This window comes from Actinophytocola sp. NPDC049390, from assembly GCF_044466355.1.
Lineage (GTDB): Bacteria > Actinomycetota > Actinomycetes > Mycobacteriales > Pseudonocardiaceae > Actinophytocola.
The window spans coordinates 616,883-638,076 of record NZ_JBITMQ010000001.1 but is presented as its reverse complement, the minus strand read 5'-3'; the positions used below and the strand labels follow the sequence as shown (position 1 = coordinate 638,076).

Annotated in this window: 20 protein-coding genes; 8 read left to right on the top strand and 12 right to left on the bottom strand. The window is 70.6% G+C overall.

All coding sequences use genetic code 11. The annotated features are described in order from the left end of the window. The first annotated feature begins 89 nt into the window (after positions 1–89). The 4 genes from ACIBVP_RS02920 to yjfF are packed head-to-tail and all read left to right on the top strand — an operon-like array spanning position 90 to position 4,504. The gene (locus ACIBVP_RS02920) at positions 90–1,007 is read left to right on the top strand and encodes an ABC transporter substrate-binding protein (protein ID WP_396104916.1); all 918 of its coding nucleotides are present in this window, start codon (positions 90–92) and stop codon (positions 1,005–1,007) included. A gap of 4 nt (positions 1,008–1,011) precedes the next feature. Further along, complete coding sequence (locus ACIBVP_RS02915; protein WP_396104250.1) at positions 1,012–2,529, top strand: sugar ABC transporter ATP-binding protein; 1,518 nt, start codon at positions 1,012–1,014, stop codon at positions 2,527–2,529. Next, the gene (locus ACIBVP_RS02910; protein ID WP_396104249.1) at positions 2,526–3,500 is read left to right on the top strand and encodes an ABC transporter permease; all 975 of its coding nucleotides are present in this window, start codon (positions 2,526–2,528) and stop codon (positions 3,498–3,500) included. Before ACIBVP_RS02915 ends, ACIBVP_RS02910 begins: the two co-directional genes overlap by 4 nt. Continuing rightward, positions 3,497–4,504 carry a galactofuranose ABC transporter, permease protein YjfF gene (gene yjfF / locus ACIBVP_RS02905; RefSeq protein WP_396104248.1) on the top strand — a complete coding sequence of 336 codons (1,008 nt, stop codon included), beginning with the start codon at positions 3,497–3,499 and terminating at the stop codon, positions 4,502–4,504. The genes ACIBVP_RS02910 and yjfF overlap by 4 nt, the downstream gene beginning before the upstream one ends. Positions 4,505–4,517: 13 nt before the next feature. Here the strand turns inward: yjfF and ACIBVP_RS02900 are convergent, their stop codons facing one another. The 6 genes from ACIBVP_RS02900 to ACIBVP_RS02875 all read right to left on the bottom strand — a co-directional run bounded on the left by ACIBVP_RS02900 (position 4,518) and on the right by ACIBVP_RS02875 (position 9,960). Next, a complete protein-coding gene (locus ACIBVP_RS02900) occupies positions 4,518–5,540 on the bottom strand; it encodes a branched-chain amino acid ABC transporter permease (protein ID WP_396104247.1) in 1,023 nt (340 codons plus the stop codon). Continuing rightward, positions 5,537–6,415 (bottom strand): branched-chain amino acid ABC transporter permease, encoded by an 879-nt coding sequence (locus ACIBVP_RS02895; RefSeq protein WP_396104246.1) that lies wholly within the window; start codon positions 6,413–6,415, stop codon positions 5,537–5,539. The genes ACIBVP_RS02900 and ACIBVP_RS02895 overlap by 4 nt, the downstream gene beginning before the upstream one ends. Before the next feature lie 4 nt (positions 6,416–6,419). After that, positions 6,420–7,661: an ABC transporter substrate-binding protein gene (locus ACIBVP_RS02890; RefSeq protein ID WP_396104245.1), complete on the bottom strand. Its 1,242-nt coding sequence runs from the start codon at positions 7,659–7,661 to the stop codon at positions 6,420–6,422. 17 nt (positions 7,662–7,678) lie between these two features. Continuing rightward, a complete protein-coding gene (locus tag ACIBVP_RS02885; RefSeq protein ID WP_396104244.1) occupies positions 7,679–8,371 on the bottom strand; it encodes an ABC transporter ATP-binding protein in 693 nt (230 codons plus the stop codon). Then, positions 8,364–9,122, bottom strand: a complete 759-nt coding sequence (locus ACIBVP_RS02880) for an ABC transporter ATP-binding protein (protein ID WP_396104243.1) — start codon at positions 9,120–9,122, stop codon at positions 8,364–8,366. Before ACIBVP_RS02880 ends, ACIBVP_RS02885 begins: the two co-directional genes overlap by 8 nt. Positions 9,123–9,213: 91 nt before the next feature. Continuing rightward, positions 9,214–9,960, bottom strand: coding sequence for a 3-hydroxybutyrate dehydrogenase (locus ACIBVP_RS02875; RefSeq protein WP_396104242.1), 747 nt, complete (start codon positions 9,958–9,960; stop codon positions 9,214–9,216). Between the two features lie 155 nt (positions 9,961–10,115). Here ACIBVP_RS02875 and ACIBVP_RS02870 point away from each other — a divergent pair, with 155 nt between their 5' ends. The 3 genes from ACIBVP_RS02870 to ACIBVP_RS02860 are packed head-to-tail and all read left to right on the top strand — an operon-like array spanning position 10,116 to position 13,248. Further along, positions 10,116–10,949: an alpha/beta hydrolase gene (locus ACIBVP_RS02870; RefSeq protein WP_396104241.1), complete on the top strand. Its 834-nt coding sequence runs from the start codon at positions 10,116–10,118 to the stop codon at positions 10,947–10,949. Between the two features lie 6 nt (positions 10,950–10,955). After that, positions 10,956–12,203, top strand: a complete 1,248-nt coding sequence (locus tag ACIBVP_RS02865; RefSeq protein WP_396104240.1) for an esterase/lipase family protein — start codon at positions 10,956–10,958, stop codon at positions 12,201–12,203. Positions 12,204–12,216: 13 nt separating this feature from the next. Next, positions 12,217–13,248 (top strand): alpha/beta fold hydrolase, encoded by a 1,032-nt coding sequence (locus ACIBVP_RS02860; RefSeq protein ID WP_396104239.1) that lies wholly within the window; start codon positions 12,217–12,219, stop codon positions 13,246–13,248. A 189-nt stretch (positions 13,249–13,437) separates the two neighbouring features. On the opposite strand, the gene ilvA is transcribed toward ACIBVP_RS02860, so the two are convergent. Next, positions 13,438–14,679: a threonine ammonia-lyase IlvA gene (gene ilvA, locus ACIBVP_RS02855; RefSeq protein WP_396104915.1), complete on the bottom strand. Its 1,242-nt coding sequence runs from the start codon at positions 14,677–14,679 to the stop codon at positions 13,438–13,440. A gap of 55 nt (positions 14,680–14,734) precedes the next feature. Between ilvA and hrpB the strand changes: the two genes are divergently transcribed. Continuing rightward, on the top strand, positions 14,735–17,134 hold the full coding sequence (hrpB, locus tag ACIBVP_RS02850) for an ATP-dependent helicase HrpB (RefSeq protein ID WP_396104238.1): 2,400 nt from the start codon (positions 14,735–14,737) through the stop codon (positions 17,132–17,134). Here the strand turns inward: hrpB and ACIBVP_RS02845 are convergent. From ACIBVP_RS02845 to ACIBVP_RS02825, 5 genes are read right to left on the bottom strand one after another with little or no spacing between them, the layout of a single operon-like run. After that, complete coding sequence (locus ACIBVP_RS02845) at positions 17,131–17,781, bottom strand: maleylpyruvate isomerase N-terminal domain-containing protein (RefSeq protein ID WP_396104237.1); 651 nt, start codon at positions 17,779–17,781, stop codon at positions 17,131–17,133. The genes hrpB and ACIBVP_RS02845 overlap by 4 nt on opposite strands. A gap of 19 nt (positions 17,782–17,800) precedes the next feature. Beyond that, positions 17,801–18,754 carry an asparaginase gene (locus ACIBVP_RS02840; RefSeq protein WP_396104236.1) on the bottom strand — a complete coding sequence of 318 codons (954 nt, stop codon included), beginning with the start codon at positions 18,752–18,754 and terminating at the stop codon, positions 17,801–17,803. After that, the gene (locus tag ACIBVP_RS02835; RefSeq protein WP_396104235.1) at positions 18,747–19,541 is read right to left on the bottom strand and encodes an amino acid ABC transporter permease; all 795 of its coding nucleotides are present in this window, start codon (positions 19,539–19,541) and stop codon (positions 18,747–18,749) included. Before ACIBVP_RS02835 ends, ACIBVP_RS02840 begins: the two co-directional genes overlap by 8 nt. Next, positions 19,538–20,182 (bottom strand): amino acid ABC transporter permease, encoded by a 645-nt coding sequence (locus tag ACIBVP_RS02830; protein WP_396104234.1) that lies wholly within the window; start codon positions 20,180–20,182, stop codon positions 19,538–19,540. Before ACIBVP_RS02830 ends, ACIBVP_RS02835 begins: the two co-directional genes overlap by 4 nt. After that, the gene (locus tag ACIBVP_RS02825) at positions 20,182–21,102 is read right to left on the bottom strand and encodes a glutamate ABC transporter substrate-binding protein (protein WP_396104233.1); all 921 of its coding nucleotides are present in this window, start codon (positions 21,100–21,102) and stop codon (positions 20,182–20,184) included. Before ACIBVP_RS02825 ends, ACIBVP_RS02830 begins: the two co-directional genes overlap by 1 nt. Positions 21,103–21,194: the final 92 nt, after the last annotated feature.

The following is a 21,194-nucleotide window of genomic DNA, read 5'->3' as shown; positions in this document are numbered from 1 at the left end:
CCAGTGACACGGGTCACGCACGGTCCAACGGAGGAAGTGCAGTGCGCAAGACGATCACGACCGCGCTGACCGCGGTCCTGCTGGCGGCGATGGCCGCGTGCGGCAGCGGCGGCAGCGGTGCGGGCGGCGGCAACGACGGCACGATCACCATGGGGTTCGCCCAGGTCGGCGCGGAGAGCGGGTGGCGGACGGCGAACACGAAGTCGATCCAGGAGTCGGCCAAGTCGGCCGGGATCGAGCTGAAGTTCTCCGACGCGCAGCAGAAGCAGGAGAACCAGATCAAGGCGATCCGGTCCTACATCCAGCAGAAGGTGGACGTGATCGCCTTCAGCCCGGTGGTGGAGACCGGGTGGGACACCGTCCTGCTGGAGGCGAAGCGGGCGAAGATCCCGGTGATCCTCACCGACCGCGCCATCGACTCGGAGGACACCTCGCTCTACAAGACCTTCCTCGGGTCGGACTTCATCGAGGAGGGCAAGAAGGCGGGCAAGTGGCTGGTGGAGAACACCACCGGGCCGGTGAACGTGGTCGAGTTGCAGGGCACCACCGGTGCGGCGCCCGCGATCGACCGCAAGGAGGGCTTCGAGGCCGAGATCAAGGCGCGCCCGGACATCAAGGTGGTCGCCTCGCAGACCGGTGACTTCACCCGATCCGGCGGCAAGCAGGTGATGGAGGCGTTCCTCAAGTCGCAGCCCGACATCGACGTCGTCTACGCACACAACGACGACATGGGCCTCGGCGCCATCGAGGCGATCAAGGCGGCGGGCAAGAAGCCCGGCACCGACATCAAGATCATCACCGTGGACGCGGTGAAGGACGGCATGACCGCGCTCGCGAACGGCGAGATCAACTTCATCGTCGAGTGCAACCCGCTGCTCGGACCGCAGCTGATGGACCTGGCGGAGAAGGTCGTCGCGGGCGAGGAGGTGCCGCAGCGCGTGGTCACCGAGGAGACGACGTTCACGCAGGAGCAGGCCAAGGCCGCGCTGCCGGACCGCAAGTACTGAGGCCATGTCAGCACTGGTTGAACTGCACGGCATCACCGTCACCTTTCCCGGGGTGAAAGCCCTGGACGAGGTCGACTTCCGGCTCCTGCCCGGCGAGGTGCACGCGCTCCTCGGCGAGAACGGGGCCGGGAAGTCGACCCTCATCAAGGCGCTCACGGGGGTGCACGCCATCGACGCCGGCGAGATCCGTCTCGCCGGCGTCCCGGTGTCCTTCCACGGGCCCGCGCAGGCACAGGACGCCGGGATCAGCACCGTGTACCAGGAGGTGAACCTGTGCGTGAACCTCTCGGTCGCGGAGAACATCCTGCTGGGCCGGGAGCCGCGCCGGTTCGGTGCGATCGACGGCCGTGCCATGCGGGCGAAGGCCAGGGAGTTGTTGTCCCGCATCGGTTTGCACATCGACCCGGGCTCGGCGCTCGGGTCGCACCCGATCGCGGTGCAGCAGCTCGTGGCGATCGCGCGCGCGGTCGCCGTGGACGCGCGGGTGCTGATCCTCGACGAGCCGACGTCCAGCCTGGACGCGGGTGAGGTCGCGGAGCTGTTCCGGATCGTGCGGGTGCTGCGGGACGAGGGCGTGGCGATCCTGTTCGTGTCGCACTTCCTCGACCAGGTCTACGAGATCGCGGACCGGATGACGGTGCTGCGCAACGGGACGGTCGTCGGCGAGTACGCGACGGCCGAGGTCGGCAGGCTCGAGCTGGTGCGCGCCATGATCGGCCGCGACCTGACCGTGCTCGACGAGGTGGAGCGGCGCAGCGAGCGCCGGGTCCCGTCCGCCACTCCCCTGTTGCGTGCCGAGCACCTCGGCCGCACCGGGTCGATCGCGCCGTTCGACCTGGAGCTGCACCACGGCGAGGTCGTCGGTGTGGCCGGGCTGCTCGGGTCGGGCCGCACCGAGCTGGCACGGCTGCTGTTCGGCGCGGACCGGGCCGACTCGGGTCAGGTGTACTTCGACGGGAAACCGTTGAAGTTGCGTGGCCCCCGGTCGGCGATCGCCCAGGGCATCGCGTTCACGTCCGAGGACCGCAAGGCGGAGGGCCTGGTCGCGGACCTGACCGTGCGCGACAACCTGATCCTGGCCATGCAGGCGGCCCGCGGGTGGGCGCGGCAGGTGTCCCGCCGCGTGGCCGACGAGCTGGTCGACAAGTACGTCGAGGCGCTGGACATCCGCCCCGCCAACGCGGACGCGATCGTCGGCACGCTGTCGGGCGGCAACCAGCAGAAGGTGCTGCTGGCGCGGTGGCTGGTGACGCGGCCGAAGCTGCTGATCCTCGACGAGCCGACGCGCGGCATCGATGTCGGTGCGAAGGCCCAGATCCAGAAGGTGGTCGCCGACCTCGCGGCCGAGGGCATGGCGGTGGTGTTCATCTCCGCCGAACTGGAGGAGGTGGTCCGGGTGTCCGACCGGGTGGTCGTGCTGCGGGACCGGCAGAAGATCGGTGAGCTGACCGGCGCCGAGGTCACCGTGGACGACGTGCTCACGCTCATCGCGGCCGAGGCCGAGAAGGTGGTGCCCGCGTGAGGAAGAGTCTGCTGTGGCCGCTGATCGCGCTGGCGGCGCTGTTGCTGCTGAACCTCGTGTTCACGCCGTCGTTCTTCGCGTTGCGGTTCCAGGACGGGCACCTGTACGGCAGCCTCGTCGACATCCTCCGCAACGGCGCGCCGACCCTGCTGATCGCGCTCGGCATGACGCTGGTGATCGCGACGCGGGGCATCGACCTGTCCGTCGGCGCGGTCGCGGCGATCGCGGGCGCGGTGACGTGCACGCACATCGCGTCGACCGGTGACGCGGTCGGCGGGATGGCGCTCGCGCTCGGGCTGTGCGCGGTGCTGGGGCTGTGGAACGGTTTCCTGGTCTCGGTCATCGGCATCCAGCCGATCATCGCGACGCTCGTGCTGATGACCGCGGGCCGCGGCATGGCGATGCTCATGACCGAAGGCCAGATCGTCACCGTCAACAACGACGTGTTCCGCCAGGTCGGCGCCGGTTTCCTGGTGCTGCCGGTCGCGATCCTCATCAGCCTCGCCGCGCTCGCCGGGGTGGCGCTGATGACCAGGCGGACCGCGCTCGGCATGCTGATCGAGGCGGTCGGCGTGAACCCGGAGGCCAGCAGGCTCGCCGGAGTGCGGTCCCGCACGATCATCTGGACCGTCTACGTCTTCTCGGCGCTGTGCTCGTGCGTCGCGGGGCTGATGATCGCGTCGAACGTGAACGCGGCCGACGCCAACAACGCCGGGCTGTGGATCGAGATGGACGCGATCCTCGCCGTGGTCATCGGCGGCACGTCGCTGGCGGGCGGCCGGTACTCGCTGACCGGCACGCTGGTCGGCGCGCTCGTGATCCAGACGCTCACCACGACCGTGTACACGATCGGCGTGCCACCGGAGACGACGCTCGTGTTCAAGGCGGCGGTCGTGATCGTGGTGTGCCTGCTCCAGGCGCCGAAGCTCGTGATCCGCGTCCCGGTCCCCCAGAAGGCAGGTGCCGCATGACCGCGCCCCCGCTCGCTCCGCCTGCCCGGCAACGCGTGCCGGTCACCACGCGGGTGCCGTCCCGGTTCCTGCCGGTGATCGCGACGTTCGTGGTGTTCGTGCTGACCTTCGGCGCGGGCTCGATCCGCTACGAGGGGTTCGCGTCGGGGCAGGTGGTCGCGAACCTGTTCATCGACAACGCGCACCTGATCGTGGTGGCCGTCGGGATGACGTTCGTGATCCTGACCGGCGGCATCGACCTGTCGGTGGGTTCCGTCGTGGCCTTGTCGACGATGATCGCGGCCGCCACGCTGCGCGCCGGGTGGCCCGCGTGGCTGGTGGTCATCGTCGTGCTGGCCACCGGCGCCCTGCTGGGTCTCGGCATGGGCGTGATGATCCACCGGTTCGGTGTGCAGCCGTTCATCGCGACACTCGCGGGCATGTTCCTGGCCCGCGGCCTGTGCTTCGTGATCAGCGTCGAGTCGATCTCCATCAAGGAAGCGCGGTTCTACGACATCGCGACGGCGTCCATCCCCATGGGCGAGGTGTCGATCACCTACAGCGTGGTGATCGCGCTGGTCGTGGTGGCGGCGGCCGCGTACGTGCTGCACCTGACCCGCTTCGGCAGGACCGTGTACGCGGTGGGCGGCAGCGAGTCCTCGGCGACGCTCATGGGGTTGCGCACGGGGCGGGTCAAGGTCGGCGTGTACGTGATCAGCGGGTTCTGCTCGGCGCTGGGTGGGCTGTTGTTCAGCTTCTACATGCTGTCGGGCTACAGCCTGCACGCGGTGGGCCTGGAACTGGACGCGATCGCCGCCGTGGTCGTGGGCGGGACGTTGCTAGCGGGTGGGGTCGGGTATGTCGTGGGGTCGGTGTTCGGGGTGCTCGTGCTCGGGACCGTGCAGACGCTGATCTCGTTCGAGGGCACGTTGTCGTCGTGGTGGACCAAGATCGTGATCGGTGTGCTCCTGCTGGCGTTCATCGCGCTGCAGAGGGTGATCGTGCGCCGTCAGCCGGTGACGTAGAACGGAGCCACAGTCACCGGCCCGGGCTCGTGGTGGTCTTCGGCTTCTCGGGCGTCGGGCTGGGGTCCGGGTCCGGTGGCTGACGCCTGCGGGACCGGAGGAGGTGCCGCGCCGTGCCCCAGATGCCTCGCCGGAACACCAGCACGGTGATCACGAAGATGGCGCCCGTGACCACGCCGATCGCGTCGATGCCCGCGGTCGCCAGGTAGTCCTCCAGCACCACGATGATGCCCGCGCCGAGCACGGGACCCCACAGCGTGCCCATGCCGCCGAGGATGTTCATCACGACGACCTTGCCGGACGTCGTCCAGTACACCTCCTGCAGCGACGCGAACCCGTGCCCGATCGCGTACACACCACCCGCGATCCCCGCCAGGAACGCGGAGATCACGAACACCTGCACCTTGTACCGGTTCACCGGGTAACCAAGAGCACGGGCACGCGCCGGGTTCTCCCTGATCGCCACCATCACCCGGCCGAACGGTGAGTACACCACCCGCCAGGCCACGAACAGGCCGACGAGCAGCAACGGCAGTGCCGCGTAGTAGAAGTAGAAGGAATCGGCCAGGTCCCACCCGAACGCCTCGCGGGGAATGCCCTGCAGACCGTTCTCCCCGCCGGTGACCGAGCGCCACTGGTTCGCGACGAAGTAGATCAGCTGCGCGAACGCCAGCGTCACCATCGCGAAGTAGATTCCCGTGCGGCGTACGGAGAGCAGCGCGATCGGCACCGCGATCAACGCGGCCACGACCGCACCGCCGAGCACCGCGACGTAGAACGGCAGCCCGGTCTCGATCGCGATGATGCCCGTCGCGTACGCCGACGAGCCCCAGAACGCCGCGTGGCCGAACGACAACAACCCCGTGTAGCCCAGCAGCAGGTCCAGCGCCACCGCGAACAGGGCCCACGCGGCGATGTCCAGCGCCACCGGCGGGTAGATCATCCACGGCAGCCCGAACGCCAGCACCAGCCCGACCACGAGGAGGGCCAGGCGCACCACCGGCGAACGCCCCGCCGCCAACCTGGAGATGATCATGCGCGCACGCCTTCCTCGCGACCGAACAACCCCGCCGGTCGCAGCAGCAGCACCAACGCCATCAGCACGAACACGAGGCTCTGGGAGAACGCCGGGATGTACAGGTTGCCGACCGCCGACAGCATGCCGACCAGGTAGCCGGCGGCGACCGACCCGAACACCGAGCCCAGCCCGCCGATGACCACCACCGCGAAGATCACGATGATGAGGTCGGCGCCCATGCCGGAGTTCACCGCCCGCATCGGCGCGGCGAGCACCCCGGCGAGCCCGGCCAGCGCGATGCCGAACCCGAAGACCGGGGTGACCCACCTGCGCACGTCGATGCCCAGTGCCCTGGTCAGCTCCGGCCGCTCGGTCGACGCCCGCACGATCACGCCGACCCGCGTCTTCGTCAGCACCAGCCACACCAGCACCGACACCACGATCGAGAACACGAGCACGAACACCTGGTACTTCGGGTAGTCGAACAACCCGAGGTTCACGGACCCGTCCAGCAGCTCCGGCCGCGAGTACGGCTGCGACTGCACGCCGTACCGCAGCCGCACCACGTCCTGCAGGATCAGCGCGATGCCGAACGTCAGCAGGAAGTTGTACAGCGGGTCGAGCCGCACCAGCCTGGCGACCAGCAGCCGTTCGAGGACCATGCCGACGAGCCCGAGCACGACCGGCACCACGAGCAGCGCGAGCCACCACGACAGCCCGACGGTGTCCAGCAGCACGAACGCGCCGATCGCGCCGAGCATGTAGAACGCGCCGTGCGCGAAGTTGACCACGCCGAGCATGCCGAAGATCACCGACAGGCCGAGCGCGAGCAACGCGTAGAAGCTGCCGCTGACGAGGCCGTTGAACAGCTGCTGGACGAGTTCAGTGCCCATGTGGTCAGCCCATGTCGCAGCCGGTCGGCTCGCGGAACGCCTCGTCCGCGGGGATCGTCTTGACCATCTCGGTGAAGTCGAAGTCCTCCTTCACCTGGTCCGGCTCCTTCACCTTCACGAGGTAGGAGTCGTGCACGACGCGGTGGTCCTCGGCGCGGAACTTGCCGTTGCGGGCGAAGAAGTCCTCGAACTCGGTCCCGTCCAGCTCCTCGCGCACGGCGTCCGCGTCGTCGGTGCCCGCGCGCTGCACGGCCTCCAGGTACTGCGTGGCGGCCGAGTAGTTCGCGGCGTGGTCGAACGTCGGCCGCTTGCCGGTGCGCTCCTTGAACTTGTCCGCCCACTCGCGGCTCTTGGCGTCCATGTTCCAGAACCACGCCGTCGTGTACAGCGTGCCGGCGAGCGACTCCACGCCGATCGACGCGATGTCGGTGTCGAACATCAGGCCCACCGCGAGGCCGACGCCCTTGTCCTTGAGGCCGAACTCGTTGTACTGCTTGACGACGTTGACGAGGTCACCGCCTGCCTGCATGACGCCGAGCACGTCCGGCTTCGGATTGAGGCCGGGCGCCTTCGTCATGAACGTCGAGAAGTTGTCGTTGGGGAACGGGGTCGGGTCCGCGACGCCGACCTTGCCGCCAGCGCCCTCGATGGCCTCGGTGAAGCTCTTGTTCATGTCCTGCCCGAACGCGTAGTCCGGGTAGATGATGTACCAGTTCTTCGCGCCCTGCTCGGTCACCGTCGTGCCGGTGCCGTGCGCCAGCATGTAGGTGTCGTACGCGTAGTGGTACGTGTAGGCGTTGCACTGCGCGCCGGTCAGCTCGGTGGTGGCGGCACCGATGTTGAAGTACATCTTCTTCTGCTGCCCCGCGACCGTGGCGATCGCGAGCGCGGCCGACGACGTGGGCACGTCGAAGATCGCGTCGACGCCGTCCCGGTCGTACATCTCGCGGGCCGCGGTGTTCGCGATCTCCGGCTTGTTCTGGTGGTCGGCCTGGCTGACCTCGATGTTCTGGGTCACGGCGTCGTCGGAGTGCCGCGCCTTGAAGTCGTCCACCGCCATCCGCACCGCCTCGGCGGCGTTCTCCCCGGCCAGTTCGGAGTAGACGCCGGACAGGTCGGTGATGACGCCGAGCTTGATCGCGTCCCCGCTGATCTTGCCGCCGCCGCTCTGCGGGCCGCCGCCGCAGGCGGCGACCATCGCACCGACCGCGACCACCGTCGCCGCCGCCTTGAGCCTGGTCGCCATTGACACTTCTCCTTTGTTCAGATGCCGAGGTACTCGAGCAGCTCGTGCTCGCGTCGCGCTACCTCCGCGTTGTCGAGCGACTCGACGACGCGGCCCTGCGCGATGAGGTGATGACGGTCGGCCACAGTGGCCGCGAAGTGGATGTTCTGCTCGATCAGCAGCACGGTCACACCGTGTGCCTTGACCGTGCGGATGATCTCGCCGATCTGTTGCACCAGCAGCGGTGCCAGTCCTTCCGTCGGCTCGTCCGCGAGCAGGAGCCGGGCGCCCATGCGCAGTACCCGTGCGACGGACAGCATCTGCTGCTCACCGCCGGACAGGTGCGTGCCCGCCTGCTTCCTGCGTTCGGCGAGGACGGGGAACGTGTCGTAGACCTGCGCCAGCGACCAGGCGTCCGGCCCGACCTTCGGCGGCAGCGTCAGGTTCTCCTCGACGGTGAGGCTCGAGTAGATGCCGCGGTCGTCGGGCACGTAGCCGAGGCCGAGGGCGCACCGCTTGTGCGCGGGCACCCTGGTGATGTCGCGGCCGTCCAGTTCGATGTGACCGGAGGTGGGTTTGTGCAGTCCCATGAGGCAGCGCAGGAGCGTCGTCTTGCCCGCCCCGTTGCGACCGACGAGGGTGACGACCTCGCCCTCCCCCACGTCGAGGGAAACCCCTTGCAGGACCTGGGCTTCGCCGTAGCCTGCGGTGAGTCCGTGGATGCTAAGCAACGTTCTCCCCCAGGTAGGCGGTGATCACACGGGGGTCGTTGCGGACTTCCTCGTACGGTCCTTCGGCGAGGACCTTGCCGAACTGCAGCACCGTGACGCGGTCGGTGAGGTCGCCGACGACCTTCATGTTGTGCTCCACCAACACGATCGTGCGGTCCGCACGCACGCGCCGGATCAGCTCGACCGTGCGGGCCACGTCCTCCACGCCCATGCCGGCGGTCGGCTCGTCGAGCAGCAGCAGCCGAGGCGACAGCGCGAGCGCCAGCGCCAGTTCGAGCGCCCGCTTCTGGCCGTAGGCGAGGCTGCCCGCCGGTTTGTGCGCGTGCGCGGTGAGCCCGACCTGTTCGAGGAGGTCGTCGGTCTCCGCGCGGTAGCGGCGCAACGCCTTGTCGGAACGCCAGAAGCGGTAGCCGCGGCCGTCGCGGCCCTGCAGTGCCAGCTCGACGTGCTCGACGAGCGTCAACTCCTCGAACAGGCTCGTGATCTGGAACGACCTGGCGACCCCGCGCTGCGCGATCTGCTCCGGCCGCAACCCGGTCACGTCGTGGCCGTCCAGCTCGATCCGCCCACCGGTCGGCTTGAGGAACCCGGTGAGCAGGTTGAACAGGGTGGTCTTGCCCGCGCCGTTCGGCCCGACGAGCGCGTGCACGGTTCCCGCGGCGACCTCCAGGTCGACGCCGTTCACGGCGGTGAAGCCGCTGAACTCGCGAACGAGTCCCTCAGTACGCAACAACGGTGTGGCGTCTGTCACCCGGAAGACCCTAGAGACTGCGCCGCTCGGAGCAACATGGCCGGGAGGTCCACAAGGTGAGCGCAGGATGTGTCGACTTCCTACACAATGCTCAGTGCGCGGTCCATCCACCGTCGATCTTCATCGACGCTCCGGTGATAGCCGACGCGGCGTCCGAGCACAGGTAGGCCACCAGTTCGGCGACCTCTTCGGGTTCGATCAACCTGCGCACCGCGGCGGGCTCGAGCATGACCTCCTCGACCACCCGGTCCTCCGGGATGCCGAGGCTCTTCGCCTGCGCGGCGATCTGCCCGGTGACCAGCGGGGTCCTCACGTAGGCGGGGTTCACGCAGTTCGAGGTGACGCCGTGCGCGGCGCCCTCCATCGCGATCACCTTCGACAGGCCCTCGACGCCGTGTTTGGCCGCGACGTACGCGGACTTGTAGGGCGACGCGACGAGCCCGTGCACGCTCGAGATCGTGATCACCCGGCCCCAGCCCCGCTCGTACATGTGTGGCAAGGCACCACGTACCAGCCGGAACGGCGCCTCCAGCATCACACGCAGCAGGTAGGAGAACCGCTCCGGCGGGAACTCCTCGATCGGCGCGACGTGCTGCAGCCCGGCGTTGTTGACCAGGATGTCCACGGTCAGGTCGAGCCGGTCGATCGCGTCGAGGTCGGCGAGGTCGGCGACCACCGGTTCCACGTCCAGGTCGAGCGCGGCCAGTGCGTCCGTGTCCCGGTCGACGGCCACCACCTTCGCACCCGCCGCCACCAGCCGTGCCGCGCACGCCCGCCCGATGCCGCTGGCCGCGCCGGTCACCAGCGCCCGTCGTCCGGTCAGATCCCCAGGTGTCATGGGTGGTGACGCTACGACGCCAACGGGACGGCCTTCCACGTCTGGCGCATCCATACTCGGCCGGTCGGCCGTGTGGGGCGGCCACATGTACGTTCACCACGGGATGGCGACCCACCACGTTGACCGGCGGGTGCGCGGCCGAGAGGGTACGTGCCATGACAGCGACGCCCGCGACGCCCGCGGTGTCCCGGATATCCGTGCCCGGAGGTGAGCTGGCGGTCGGCCGGTGGCCCGGGGACTCGCTGCCCGTGCTCGCGATCCACGGCATCACGGCCAGCCACCTGGCGTGGGGCATGGTCGCGCCGCTCGTGGCGGGCCCGGTCATCGCACCCGACCTGCGTGGCCGCGGCGGCAGCGGGTCGCTGCCCGGGCCCTACGGGATGGCCACGCACGCCGCTGACTGCGTCGCCGTGCTGGACGGGCTCGGGATCGAGCAGGCGATCGTGGTCGGGCACTCGATGGGCGGCTTCGTCGCGTCGGTACTCGCACACCGCTACCCGTCACGCGTGGCCCGGCTCGTGCTGGTCGACGGCGGCGCTCCCCTGACGCTGCCCGAGGGCGTGGACATCGAGACCGCGCTCGGCCCGGCGGTGGCACGCCTGGAGATGCGGTTCGGCTCGGTCGCCGAGTACCGCGACTTCTGGCGGGAGCACCCGTCGTTCGCGGAGTGGAACCCCGCCATCGAGTCCTACGTGGACTACGACCTCACCGGCGCGGCGCCACGGCTGCGCAGCAAGGTCAACGGCGACGCGGTCCGCACCGACTTCATCGACCTGCACAAGGGCGACGACCCGCGCGAAGCGTACGAGGCGCTGGCGTCGGACACCGTCTTCCTGCGTGCCGAGCGCGGCATGTTCAACCAGCCGGAGGCGCTCTACCCCGACCCGGCCACGATCGGCCTGGCCGTGACGACCGTGCCCGGCACCAACCACTACACGATCCTGCTCGGCGAGGACGGCGCGCGTGCCGTGGCCGCCGCACTGTTCTGAGGAGACATGGTGAGACGCGTCCTCGCGGTGGCGCTACTGGCGCTCGCGTTCCTGGTTCCGGTCACCCCGGCCGCCGCCGACCCGGCGTACCTGACGCTGGAGGCGACCTACACGTCCGTCGCGAACGGGTGGGCCAAGGTCGACCGGTACCGCGACACCACGGCCGGCTTCGTCAACGAGCAGTACCCGCCGGACGGCCGGGGTGACCAGGACGGCCAGCGCAGGACGTTCTTCGGGAACGTGGCGCGGCCGTCGTCGTCGCGGTTCCTGCTGTACTCCGCGCCACGCTGGCAGACGGGCACGAAGGCCACGCCGGTGCTGCTGGTGCACGGCGCGAACGACAACCCCGACCGCGCGTGGGCGAACCCGAACGAGTCCGGCGGTTTCGGCTGCGGCTCGGCGTCCTGCCCGTCGACGGGTCTCATGCAGTACCTGGACTCGCGCGGCTACAAGGTGTTCGCCATCGGGTTCGCGCACAAGCAGGGCGACAACCGGCAGCAGGCGCAGCAGGTCGGCGACGCGATCGCGGTCATCAAGTCCCGGCTCGGGGTGTCCAAGGTGGACGTCATCGGGTGGAGCAAGGGCATGATGTCGTCGCGCATGTACGTGTCGTCGGTGAAGCCGTCGTGGGGCCGGAACTACGCGGGCGACGTGCGCAAGCTGATCACGCTGGGCGGCCCGAACGGCGGCTACGACTACCCGTTCGCGCACGGCTGGGCACACGACTTCTCGATCTGGCCGGAGTGCGGCGGCGCCATCAACGCGCCGTCCCCGCACACCAGGATGACGTGCTACGGCCAGTACACCTACCACCCGGAGCTGTCGATCACCCCGACCGGCGGCTGGGACGCCTATCCCGGCCAGCGGCAGATGCTGGCGCGGTGGGACGGCACGTTCGGCGTGAACACGTCCGCACAGGATTGGTACACGACCTACTACGGCGGCCAGGGCTTCTACACCGAGGGCCCCGGCATCCAGGCCGCGATCAACGCGGGCTCCCTGATCTCGACGATCCAGAACGCGGGCACACCGTCGTCGGTGTCGGTGTACCTGCTGGCGGGCGGCGCGGCGAACATCGTCGGCGTGTGGAACGAGACCCGGGGCCCGAGCGACGGCATCGTGTTCGTCGCGAGCGCTCTGTCCACGACGGGTGTGTCCACTGTGGGCGGCACCGCGCTGGTCTCGACCGTGAACCACCTCCAGCTCGGCTGGGCGACGTCGTCGATGTCGCAGGTCGCGAGCTGGCTTGCCTGAGGAGAACGCGAAGATGTTGGACGGAATCACGGCGGCACGGGTCACCACGCCGCGCCTCACGGCACAGGTCCTGTCGGTCGAGGGCCGCGACCAGGGTGACCCGGTCGTGTTCGTGCACGGCAACGTGTCGTCGAGCCTGTTCTGGCAGCGGCAGATGCTGGACCTGCCCAGCGGCTACCGCCCCCTCGCGGTGGACCTGCGCGGCTTCGGCGGCTCGGACCCCCTGCCGGTCGACGCGACCCGAGGCCTGCGCGACCACGTGGACGACGTGCTGTCGCTGAACCTGGGCCCCGCGCACTACGTGGGCTGGAGCATGGGCGGCGGCGTGGTGCTGCAACTGCTGCGCGACCACCCCGAACTGGTCCGCACCCTCACACTGGTGAACCCGGTGTCCCCGTACGGCTTCGGCGGCACCACGGACGTCGAGGGCACCCTGATCTCCCCGGACGGCGCGGGTGCGGGCGCGGGCGGCGCGAACCCGGACTTCGTACAACGCCTGGCCGACGGCGACCGAGGCGCGGAACCGATGTCCCCCAGAACGGTCATGCGGACCTTCTACGTGAAACCCCCGCGCACGATCGAGGACGAGGACGAGTTCGTCGAGTCGATGCTCACGACCCGCACGGGCGAGGACAACTACCCGGGCGACACAGTCCCGTCGGAGGTGTGGCCGGGCGCGGCACCGGGCCCACGCGGGGTGCTGAACTCCATGGCCCCCAACCACTTCCGCATCGACGACCTGCACGCCGTGTCGCCGAAACCCCCGATCCTGTGGCTCCGCGGCGCGGACGACCAGATCGTGTCGGACACGTCGATGTTCGACCTGGCCCACCTCGGCCAGCTGGGCGCGATCCCCGGCTGGCCGGGTGCGGAAACCCATCCCCCACAACCGATGATCGCCCAGACCCGCGCGGTGCTGGACCGCTACGCGAAAGCGGGCGGCACCTACGAGGAGATCGTCTTCCCCGACACAGGCCACAGCCCCCACATCGAACGCCCAGCGGAATTCGCAACGGCCCTCCACAAGGGACTGACCCGAGGCTGACCCCACGCCGCGAAAGGCGGCTTCACAGCACTCAACGCCAGCAACGCGCCTGTCACAGCACGGGCCCGGGCGATGCGCGCCCGGCCCGCGAAGCGGGCCCCCAGCCCCAAGCAAAGCCGGGCGAAAGCCCACAAAGACGGCCTGCCCTCCCGTCGACCTGGCGAAGCCCGCCCGGAGGGCACCCCAACCTCACACCAGGAACGTGAACAACGGACTGTCCGGCGGCACCCGCTCGATCCGATGCGGCGCCGCCTCCATCCGCTTCAGCATGGCGGCGAGATTCTCCGGCGCCCCCAGCTCGATCCCCACAAGAGCAGGCCCAGTCTCGCGATTGTTCCGCTTGACGTACTCGAACAACGTGATGTCGTCATCCGCCCCCAGCACATCGTCGAGAAACCGCCGCAAAGCACCAGGCTCCTGCGGAAACTCCACCAGGAAGTAGTGCTTGCGCCCCTCGAACACCAACGCCCGCTCAACGATCTCCGCGTACCGGCTCACGTCGTTGTTACCGCCCGACACGACGCACACCACGCACGACCCCGCGGGCAACTCCACCGACGCGAGAGCAGCCGACGCCAACGCACCCGCCGGCTCGCTGATGATCCCGTCCGACTGGTACAGATCCAGCATCTCCACGCAGATCTGGCCCTCCGGCACCGCGACCAGCCTCGGCTCGTGCGCCGCGGCGACGGCGTACGTGTGCGTGCCGACCTGGCGGACCGCGGCGCCGTCGACGAACGGGTCAAGGTCCGGCAGTGGCACAGGGCCACCGGACGCCAGCGCGTACGCCATGCTCGCCGCGCCCGCCGGTTCCGCGCCGATGACGCGGTCACCGGCGCCCAGCCACGCGAGGGTGCCCGCCAGCAGCCCACCGCCGCCGACCGGGACGACCAGCGTGTCGGGCATGCGACCCAGCTGGGCCACCACCTCGGCCACGACCGTGCCCTGGCCCGCGATGGTGCGCGGGTCGTCGAACGCAGGGATCAGCGTCATCCCCGTGGCGTTCGCGTAGGACGACGCCGCGGCCGACGCCTCGTCGTACGTCTCGCCCTCGACCACGACCTTCACGTGCCTGCCGCCGAGGGTGGCGACGCGGTCGCGCTTCTGCCGAGGCGTGGTCCGGGGCAGGTACACGGTGGCCTTCACGCCCAGTGACGCGCACGCGAACGCGACGCCCTGCGCGTGGTTGCCCGCGCTCGCGCACACCACGCCGCGGGCCGTGGCCGCGGATTCGAGCACGCTGACGAAGTTGAACGCCCCGCGCCCCTTGTAGGACCGGACCGCGTTCAGGTCCTCCCGTTTGAGCCACACGTCCAGGTCGTACCGCTGGGAGAGCCGTTCGTTGCGCTGCAGCGGGCTCGGCGGGATCACACCCGCGAACCGCTCCGCCGCCGCCGCGACGTCCACCTTGGAAACCACTCGCGTGACCATACGCGCGGCACCGGTCACCAACCACACGCCCATGGCCGACTGTACGGTTCATGGCGTGTTTCCCCTCCCCGACCTGCCGGTCCGCGCGGTGCTCGGCGACGTCACCGCCGCGCTCGACGGGCACGGGGCCGCGGTGCTCGTCGCGCCACCCGGTACCGGCAAGACCACGGTCGTGCCGCTGGCGCTGGCGGACGGCCCCGGCAAGGTGGTCGTCGCCGAGCCACGCAGGCTCGCCGCCCGTGCCGCCGCCACGCGGATGGCGCGGCTGATCGGCGAGCCCGTCGGCAGGACGGTCGGCTACGCGGTGCGCGGCGACCGGAGGACGTCGAAGGACACGAAGATCGAGGTGGTCACCACCGGCCTGCTGGTCCGGCGGCTCCAGCACGACCCGGGCCTGGAGGAGGTCGGGACCGTCCTGCTCGACGAGATCCACGAGCGCCACCTCGACGCCGACCTGCTGCTCACGCTGCTGCTGGACGCCCGCGCCGGGTTGCGGCCCGACCTGCGGCTGCTCGCCACGTCGGCGACCGTCGCGGGTGAGCGGGTCGCCGCGTTGCTCGGCGAGGGCACGCCGGTGGTCGAGGCGCACGTCCGCACGCATCCGGTCACGGTCACCTACACACCGGCGGCCCGGGGTGAGCGGATCGAGCAGCGCGTGGCGCGGACCGTCCACACCGCACTGTCCGAGCAGGACGGCGACGTGCTCGTGTTCCTGCCGGGCGCGGGTGAGATCAACCGGGTCATGGGCCTGCTGTCCGGGGTGCGCACGGTGCCGCTGCACGGCCGGCTGCCCGCCGCGAAGCAGGACGTCGCGCTGACGCCGGGCGCGGACCGCCGGGTCGTGCTGGCCACGGCGGTCGCCGAGTCCAGCCTGACGGTGCCGGGCGTGCGGGCGGTCGTGGACTCCGGGCTGGCACGGGTGCCGAGGATGGACCACCGCCGAGGGCTCGCCGGGCTGGTCACCACCCGGGTGTCGCTGTCGGTGGCCGAGCAGCGGGCGGGTCGCGCGGGCCGGGAGGCACCCGGTCGGGTGTACCGCTGCTGGGCCGAGCACGAGCACGCCACGCTGCCCACGCAGCCGGAGCCGGAGATCCGTACCGCCGACCTGACCCGCCTGGCCCTGGAGCTGGCCTGCTGGGGCACGCCGGACGGGTCGGCGCTCGACTGGTGGGACCCGCCGCCCCCGGGCGCGCTCGCGGCGGGCCGGGCGGTGCTCACCGCGCTGGGCGCGCTCGACGCGGACGGCCGGGTCACGGCGCGTGGCGGGCGGATCGCCGACGTCGGCCTGCACCCCCGCCTCGCGCGGGCGCTGCTGGACGGCGCCGACGTGGTGGGCGCGACAGCCGCCGCCGAGGTCGTCGCGCTCCTCGACGACGACACGCTCGCCACCGGCACGTCCGTCGAGGACGGACTGCGGCGGCTGCGCCGCGACGGCGACCAGCGGTGGGCGCGCGAGGTCCGCAGGCTGGCCGCGCTCGTGCCGGACGGTCCACACGGGACACCCGACCCGGCGCTGGTGGTCGCGCTCGCGCACCCGGAACGGCTCGCGCGCCGCCGCGCGCCCGGCTCGCACGTGTACCTCATGGCGGGCGGCACCGCGGCGGAACTGGACGGCGGCCCGGACGCGGAGTGGCTGGCCGTCGCGAGCGCGGACCGCCAGCCCGGCCGTACGCAGGGAAAGATCCGGCTCGCCGCCCGCGCCGACCAGGCGCTGGCCGAGCGAGCTGCACCCGCGCTGCTGTCCGACGTGGACGAGATCGCGTGGTCGGGCGGGGACGTGGTGGCCCGGCACGTGCGCCGCCTCGGCGCGATCGTGCTGCGAGAGCGGCCACTGCCCGACCCCGACCCGGACCGGGTGCGGGCGGCGCTCGTCGACGGGTTGCGCACCGAGGGCCTGGACCTGGTGCGGTGGCACGATTCCGCGACCCGGCTGCGGCAACGGCTGGCGCTGCTGCACCGCGCGCTCGGCGACCCGTGGCCCGCCGTGGACGACGACGCGTTGCTGGCGGCGGCGCCGGTGTGGCTCGGCCCGGAGCTGGCGACCGCGCGCCGTCGCGCCGACCTCGCGAAGGTCGACACGCACGGCGCGCTGCAACGGCTGTTGCCCTGGCCCGCCGCGGGCAGGCTCGACGAGCTGGCACCGGACCGCATCCAGGTCCCGTCCGGCGCGCGGATCCGCGTCGACTACTCGGCGGACGACCCCGTGCTGCCGGTGAAACTGCAGGAGACGTTCGGCTGGCTCGACACCCCGGCGGTGGCGGACGGCCGGGTGCCGGTGCTGCTGCACCTGCTCTCCCCCGCCGGCCGCCCGGTCGCCGTCACCCGGGACCTGGCGACGTTCTGGCAGGAGGGTTACCGGCAGGTGCGCGCCGAGCTGCGTGGCCGCTACCCGAAGCACCCGTGGCCGGAGGACCCGACGACGGCGACGCCGACCGCACGCACGAACCGGCGTTAGCCCAGCACGAGCGGGAGCGTGACGGCGGGCAGCGCGACCTTCTCCGCGTCGGTCGGCGCGCGGCGGCCGGTGCCGACCAGCAGCGCGTCCGTGTCGGAGAACGACGCGGGGAACGCGGTCCCGGCGATCTTCTCCAGCAGGTCACGGGCGGCGGCGAGGGTGTCGGCGGGCGGGTCGGCGGCGTCCGGCAGGTGTGCGATGAGGTCGAGGTGGTGCAGGGTCCACTCGATCACGTACGCGGACAGGTAGTCGCCCGCGGTCAGCACCTTGTCCTGCGTGCTCACCCGCGTGTCCGGGTCGGCGAGCACGGCGGCGCGGCCCGCGGCGGAACCGACGTCGTCGAGGTGGAACTTCAGCCAGCGCGGCTCGCCGTACGCGGCGGCGAGACGAGGGATGAGCGCGGAGAGCGGGTCGTCGCCGGTGGGCGGGGTGTGGCCGACCTCCCAGTAGGTGACCGCGTCCGCGGTCGGTTCGGTGTCGGCCGGTGTGACCAGGGTGATGAGGACGTCCTGCGCGTCGATGACCAGGTGGCAGGCGAGGTCCCGCACGGACCAGCCCGCGCAGCCCGACGGCCGTTCGAAGTCCTCGTCCGGCACGTCGGCGACCGCGGTGAGCAGCGCCGTCCAGGAGCGTGAGAAGAGATCCACCCCGGCACGGTAACGCGGTTCAGGGCAGTGCCGCGCGCACCTCGTCGCTAACACGGATCTCGCCGACCGGGACGCTGCCGCCCAGCACCGGCAGCTCGCCGAGCTTGGCAGCGCCCGAGACGTTCACGCCCAGCGCGCCCAGCACGCTCAGGGCCAGCAGCGTGGTGGCGCGTGGGCTGCCGTCGATCACCTTCATGGCGACGGCCTGCCCGGTCGCGGCGGCGGCCATCAGCACGCCCTCGGCGCCGCCCTTGCAGATGGAGCCCGGCACCAGCCGCATGAACTCGCTGTTCTCGTGGCCGGTGCCGCCGACGAAGTCCGGCTCGGCGCGCATCGCGGCGGCCACCGCGCCCTCCGGGGTGCGCAGCGACGCGGTCGCCATGGCGCGGGCCGCGCGGGCCAGGCCGGGGACCGTGGTCGAGAACAGCGGTGCGCCGCAGCCGTCGACGGCCACGTGCGCCACGGTACCGGCCACCGACTCGAGCCGGTCGCGGATCGTCTTCTGCACGGGGTGGTCCGGGGACAGGTAGTCGTGGGTGGACCACTCGTTGACGACCGCGGCCGCCAGCATCGCCGCGTGCTTGCCGGAGCAGTTCATCCGCACCCGGCTCGGGCCCTCGCCGTCGCGGATCATGCGGTGCCGGGTCGCCTCGTCCTCCGGCCAGTCCGCCGGGCACCGCAGGTCCTCTTCGGACAGCCCGGCGTCGGCGAGGATCTCCCGCACCAGCGCGACGTGCCGGTCCTCGCCGGTGTGGCTGCCCGCGGACAGCGCGGTCCCGGCCGTGGACAGTTCCAGCCCGGCCGCGCGGCACCCCGCCGCCTGCCACGGTTTCGTCGACGACCTCGGCAGGATCGGCGCCGACACCGCACCGAGCGACACCGCGACCGATCCGTCGGCCGCCAGGCCGACGAGTGTGCCGTGATGTCTGCTCTCGACGAAACCGGACCGCTCGACGACCGCCAGCTCAGCCATGCTTCTCCCAGCGTTGCAGCCGGTGCGCGGCGAACGACAGTGTCCCGTTGCACACCAGGTAGATGAACGTGACCACGAGGAACGTCTGCACCAGCAGGTGGTTGTAGGCGGACAGGACCTGCGCCCGGTACAGCAGTTCCGTGAACGCGACGACGTACCCCAGCGACGTGTCCTTCAGCAGGCTCACCAGCTGGCTCACGAGCGACGGCGTCACGTGCCGGACCGCCTGCGGCAGCACCACGTGCCGCATCGTCTGCACCCCGGACAGTCCCAGCGAGACCGCGGCCTCCGACTGTCCTTTCGGGAGGCTCAGGATGCCCGCCCGGAAGATCTCCGCGAACGCGGCCGAGTTCGCGACGGTCAGCGGCAGCACGAGCTTCCACAGCGTCGGCAGGTTGACCCCGGCGGACGGCAGCGCGAACAAGGTCACGTAGATCATCAGCAGCACGGGCAGCGTGCGGGCGATCTCGATGTACCCGGTCGCGAGCCAGCGGACCGGCCGTACGCGGGAAAGCCTTCCCAGAGCGAGGAAAACGCCTGCCACGGCACTCAGCACGGCCACGTACGCGGCGGCCTCCAGCGTGCCGAGCAGACCGACGAACAGGTACTCCCAGATCGGCCACTGCGTGAACGGCGTCCACTTGGCCGCGTCGAGCTGGCCGTGTTCCGCGAACTGCCACAGCCCGAGCCCGACCAGCCCTGCCAGCACGAGCGCGCTGACGACCGACCAGATGAAGATCCGCCGCCGGGTCCTCGGCCCCGGTGCGTCGTACAGAACCGTACTCATCGCACGATCGCCACCCGTCGCTCCAGCCATCCGGTCCCGAGGCCGATCAGCAGCGCCAGCGCCATGTACGTGAGCCCGGCGCCGACGAAGATCGGGATCGGCTGCGCGTGGATCAGGTTCGTCTTGTTCGCGGCCGCCGTCAGCTCCACGATCCCGACCGCGGCGAACAGGGACGTGTTCATCACCAGCGCGATCATCACGTTGCCGACCGGCTGCACGACCGCCCGCAGCGCCTGCGGCAGGATCACCGACCCGAGCGTCTGCCGGAACGTGAGCCCGAGCGCCCGCGCCGCCTCAGCCTGCCCGAGCGCGACCGTGTTCACGCCCGACCGCACGGCCTCCGCGACGTACGCCGCCTCGTAGATGATCAGCACGACGACCGCGGTCATCGGCAGCGGCATCAACAGCCCGGCGTCGGGCAGCGCGAACACGAACAGCACCAGCAGGGCGAGCAGCGGCACGTTCAGGAACAGCTGCACGTACGCGAAGGCGACGCCGCGCAGCACCGGGAGCGGGCTGACGCGCATCGCCGTCACGATCACGCCGAGCACCAGCGCGCCCACCGCTGACAGGGCCGCCATCCACAGCGTGGTGACGAGGCCCTGCAGCAGTGGGGCGAGGTTGTCGAGCAGTGCGTCCATCAGGACCCGGGCACCGAGCCGATGGCGGGCGGCTCCGGCGCCTCGGCGTCGACGACCGTGCCGAGCGAGTTCTCCCAGACCGCCGCCCACTGGCCGCCGTCCTGGATCTTCTTCAGCCAGTCGTTGACGAACTTCTTGAAGTCGTCGTCGCCGTGGCGGAGGCCGATGCCGTAGGGCTCGGTGGTGAACGGGTTGCCGACGACCTTGAGCTTCGGGTTGGCCTTGGCGTTGCTGGCGAGCAGCGTCAGGTCCTGCACGTAGGCGTCGCCGCGGCCCTGCAGCAGGGCGGTCACGGCCTGCGGGTCGGTGCCGAACGGGACGACGTTCGCGGTCGGCACCTTCTCCGGCACCGCGGTGACGGCCGGGGTGTTGGCGCCGACGATCACGGTCTTGCCCGCGAGGTCGTCGACGCCCTTGATGTCGGTGTTGTCGCTCTTCACGGCCACCGCGAGACCGGACTCGAAGTACGGCCCGGCGAACGCGACCTGCTGGGCCCGCTCCTCGGTGATCGTGTAGGTGTTGAACACGACGTCGACGGTGCCGTTGGCGAGCAGCGCCTCACGGGTCTCGGTGGCCGGCGGCACGATCTCCACCTCGGGCTTGCCGAGGATGTAGACGGCGAGCAGCTTCGCGAGGTCGGCGTCGAAGCCGGCGACCTCGTCGGGGTTCGACGGGTTCTGCTGGGACAACAGCGGTGCGTCGAGCGCCTCGGCGACGACCAGCTTCCCGCGCTGCTTGATCTTCTCCATGGTGGAGCCGGGCACGATCGCGTCGGCCGGGGCCTTGGGCGCGTCCGCGAACAGGTCCGCGCTCGTGGCGCCGCCACCCGCGGGCGGCACGGCCGAGTCACCACCGCTGCCGCATCCAGCGAGCGCGACCGCGAGTGCGCCGGTCATGGCTACGAACAGGCGACGCTTCATGGAAAGTTCCCTTCGACTTACGCCGGATGTCGGAACCGTAGGTCCAAAAATCGAAACAAGTCAAGCTGAGTTCGTAACAAGCTGGTATGAAG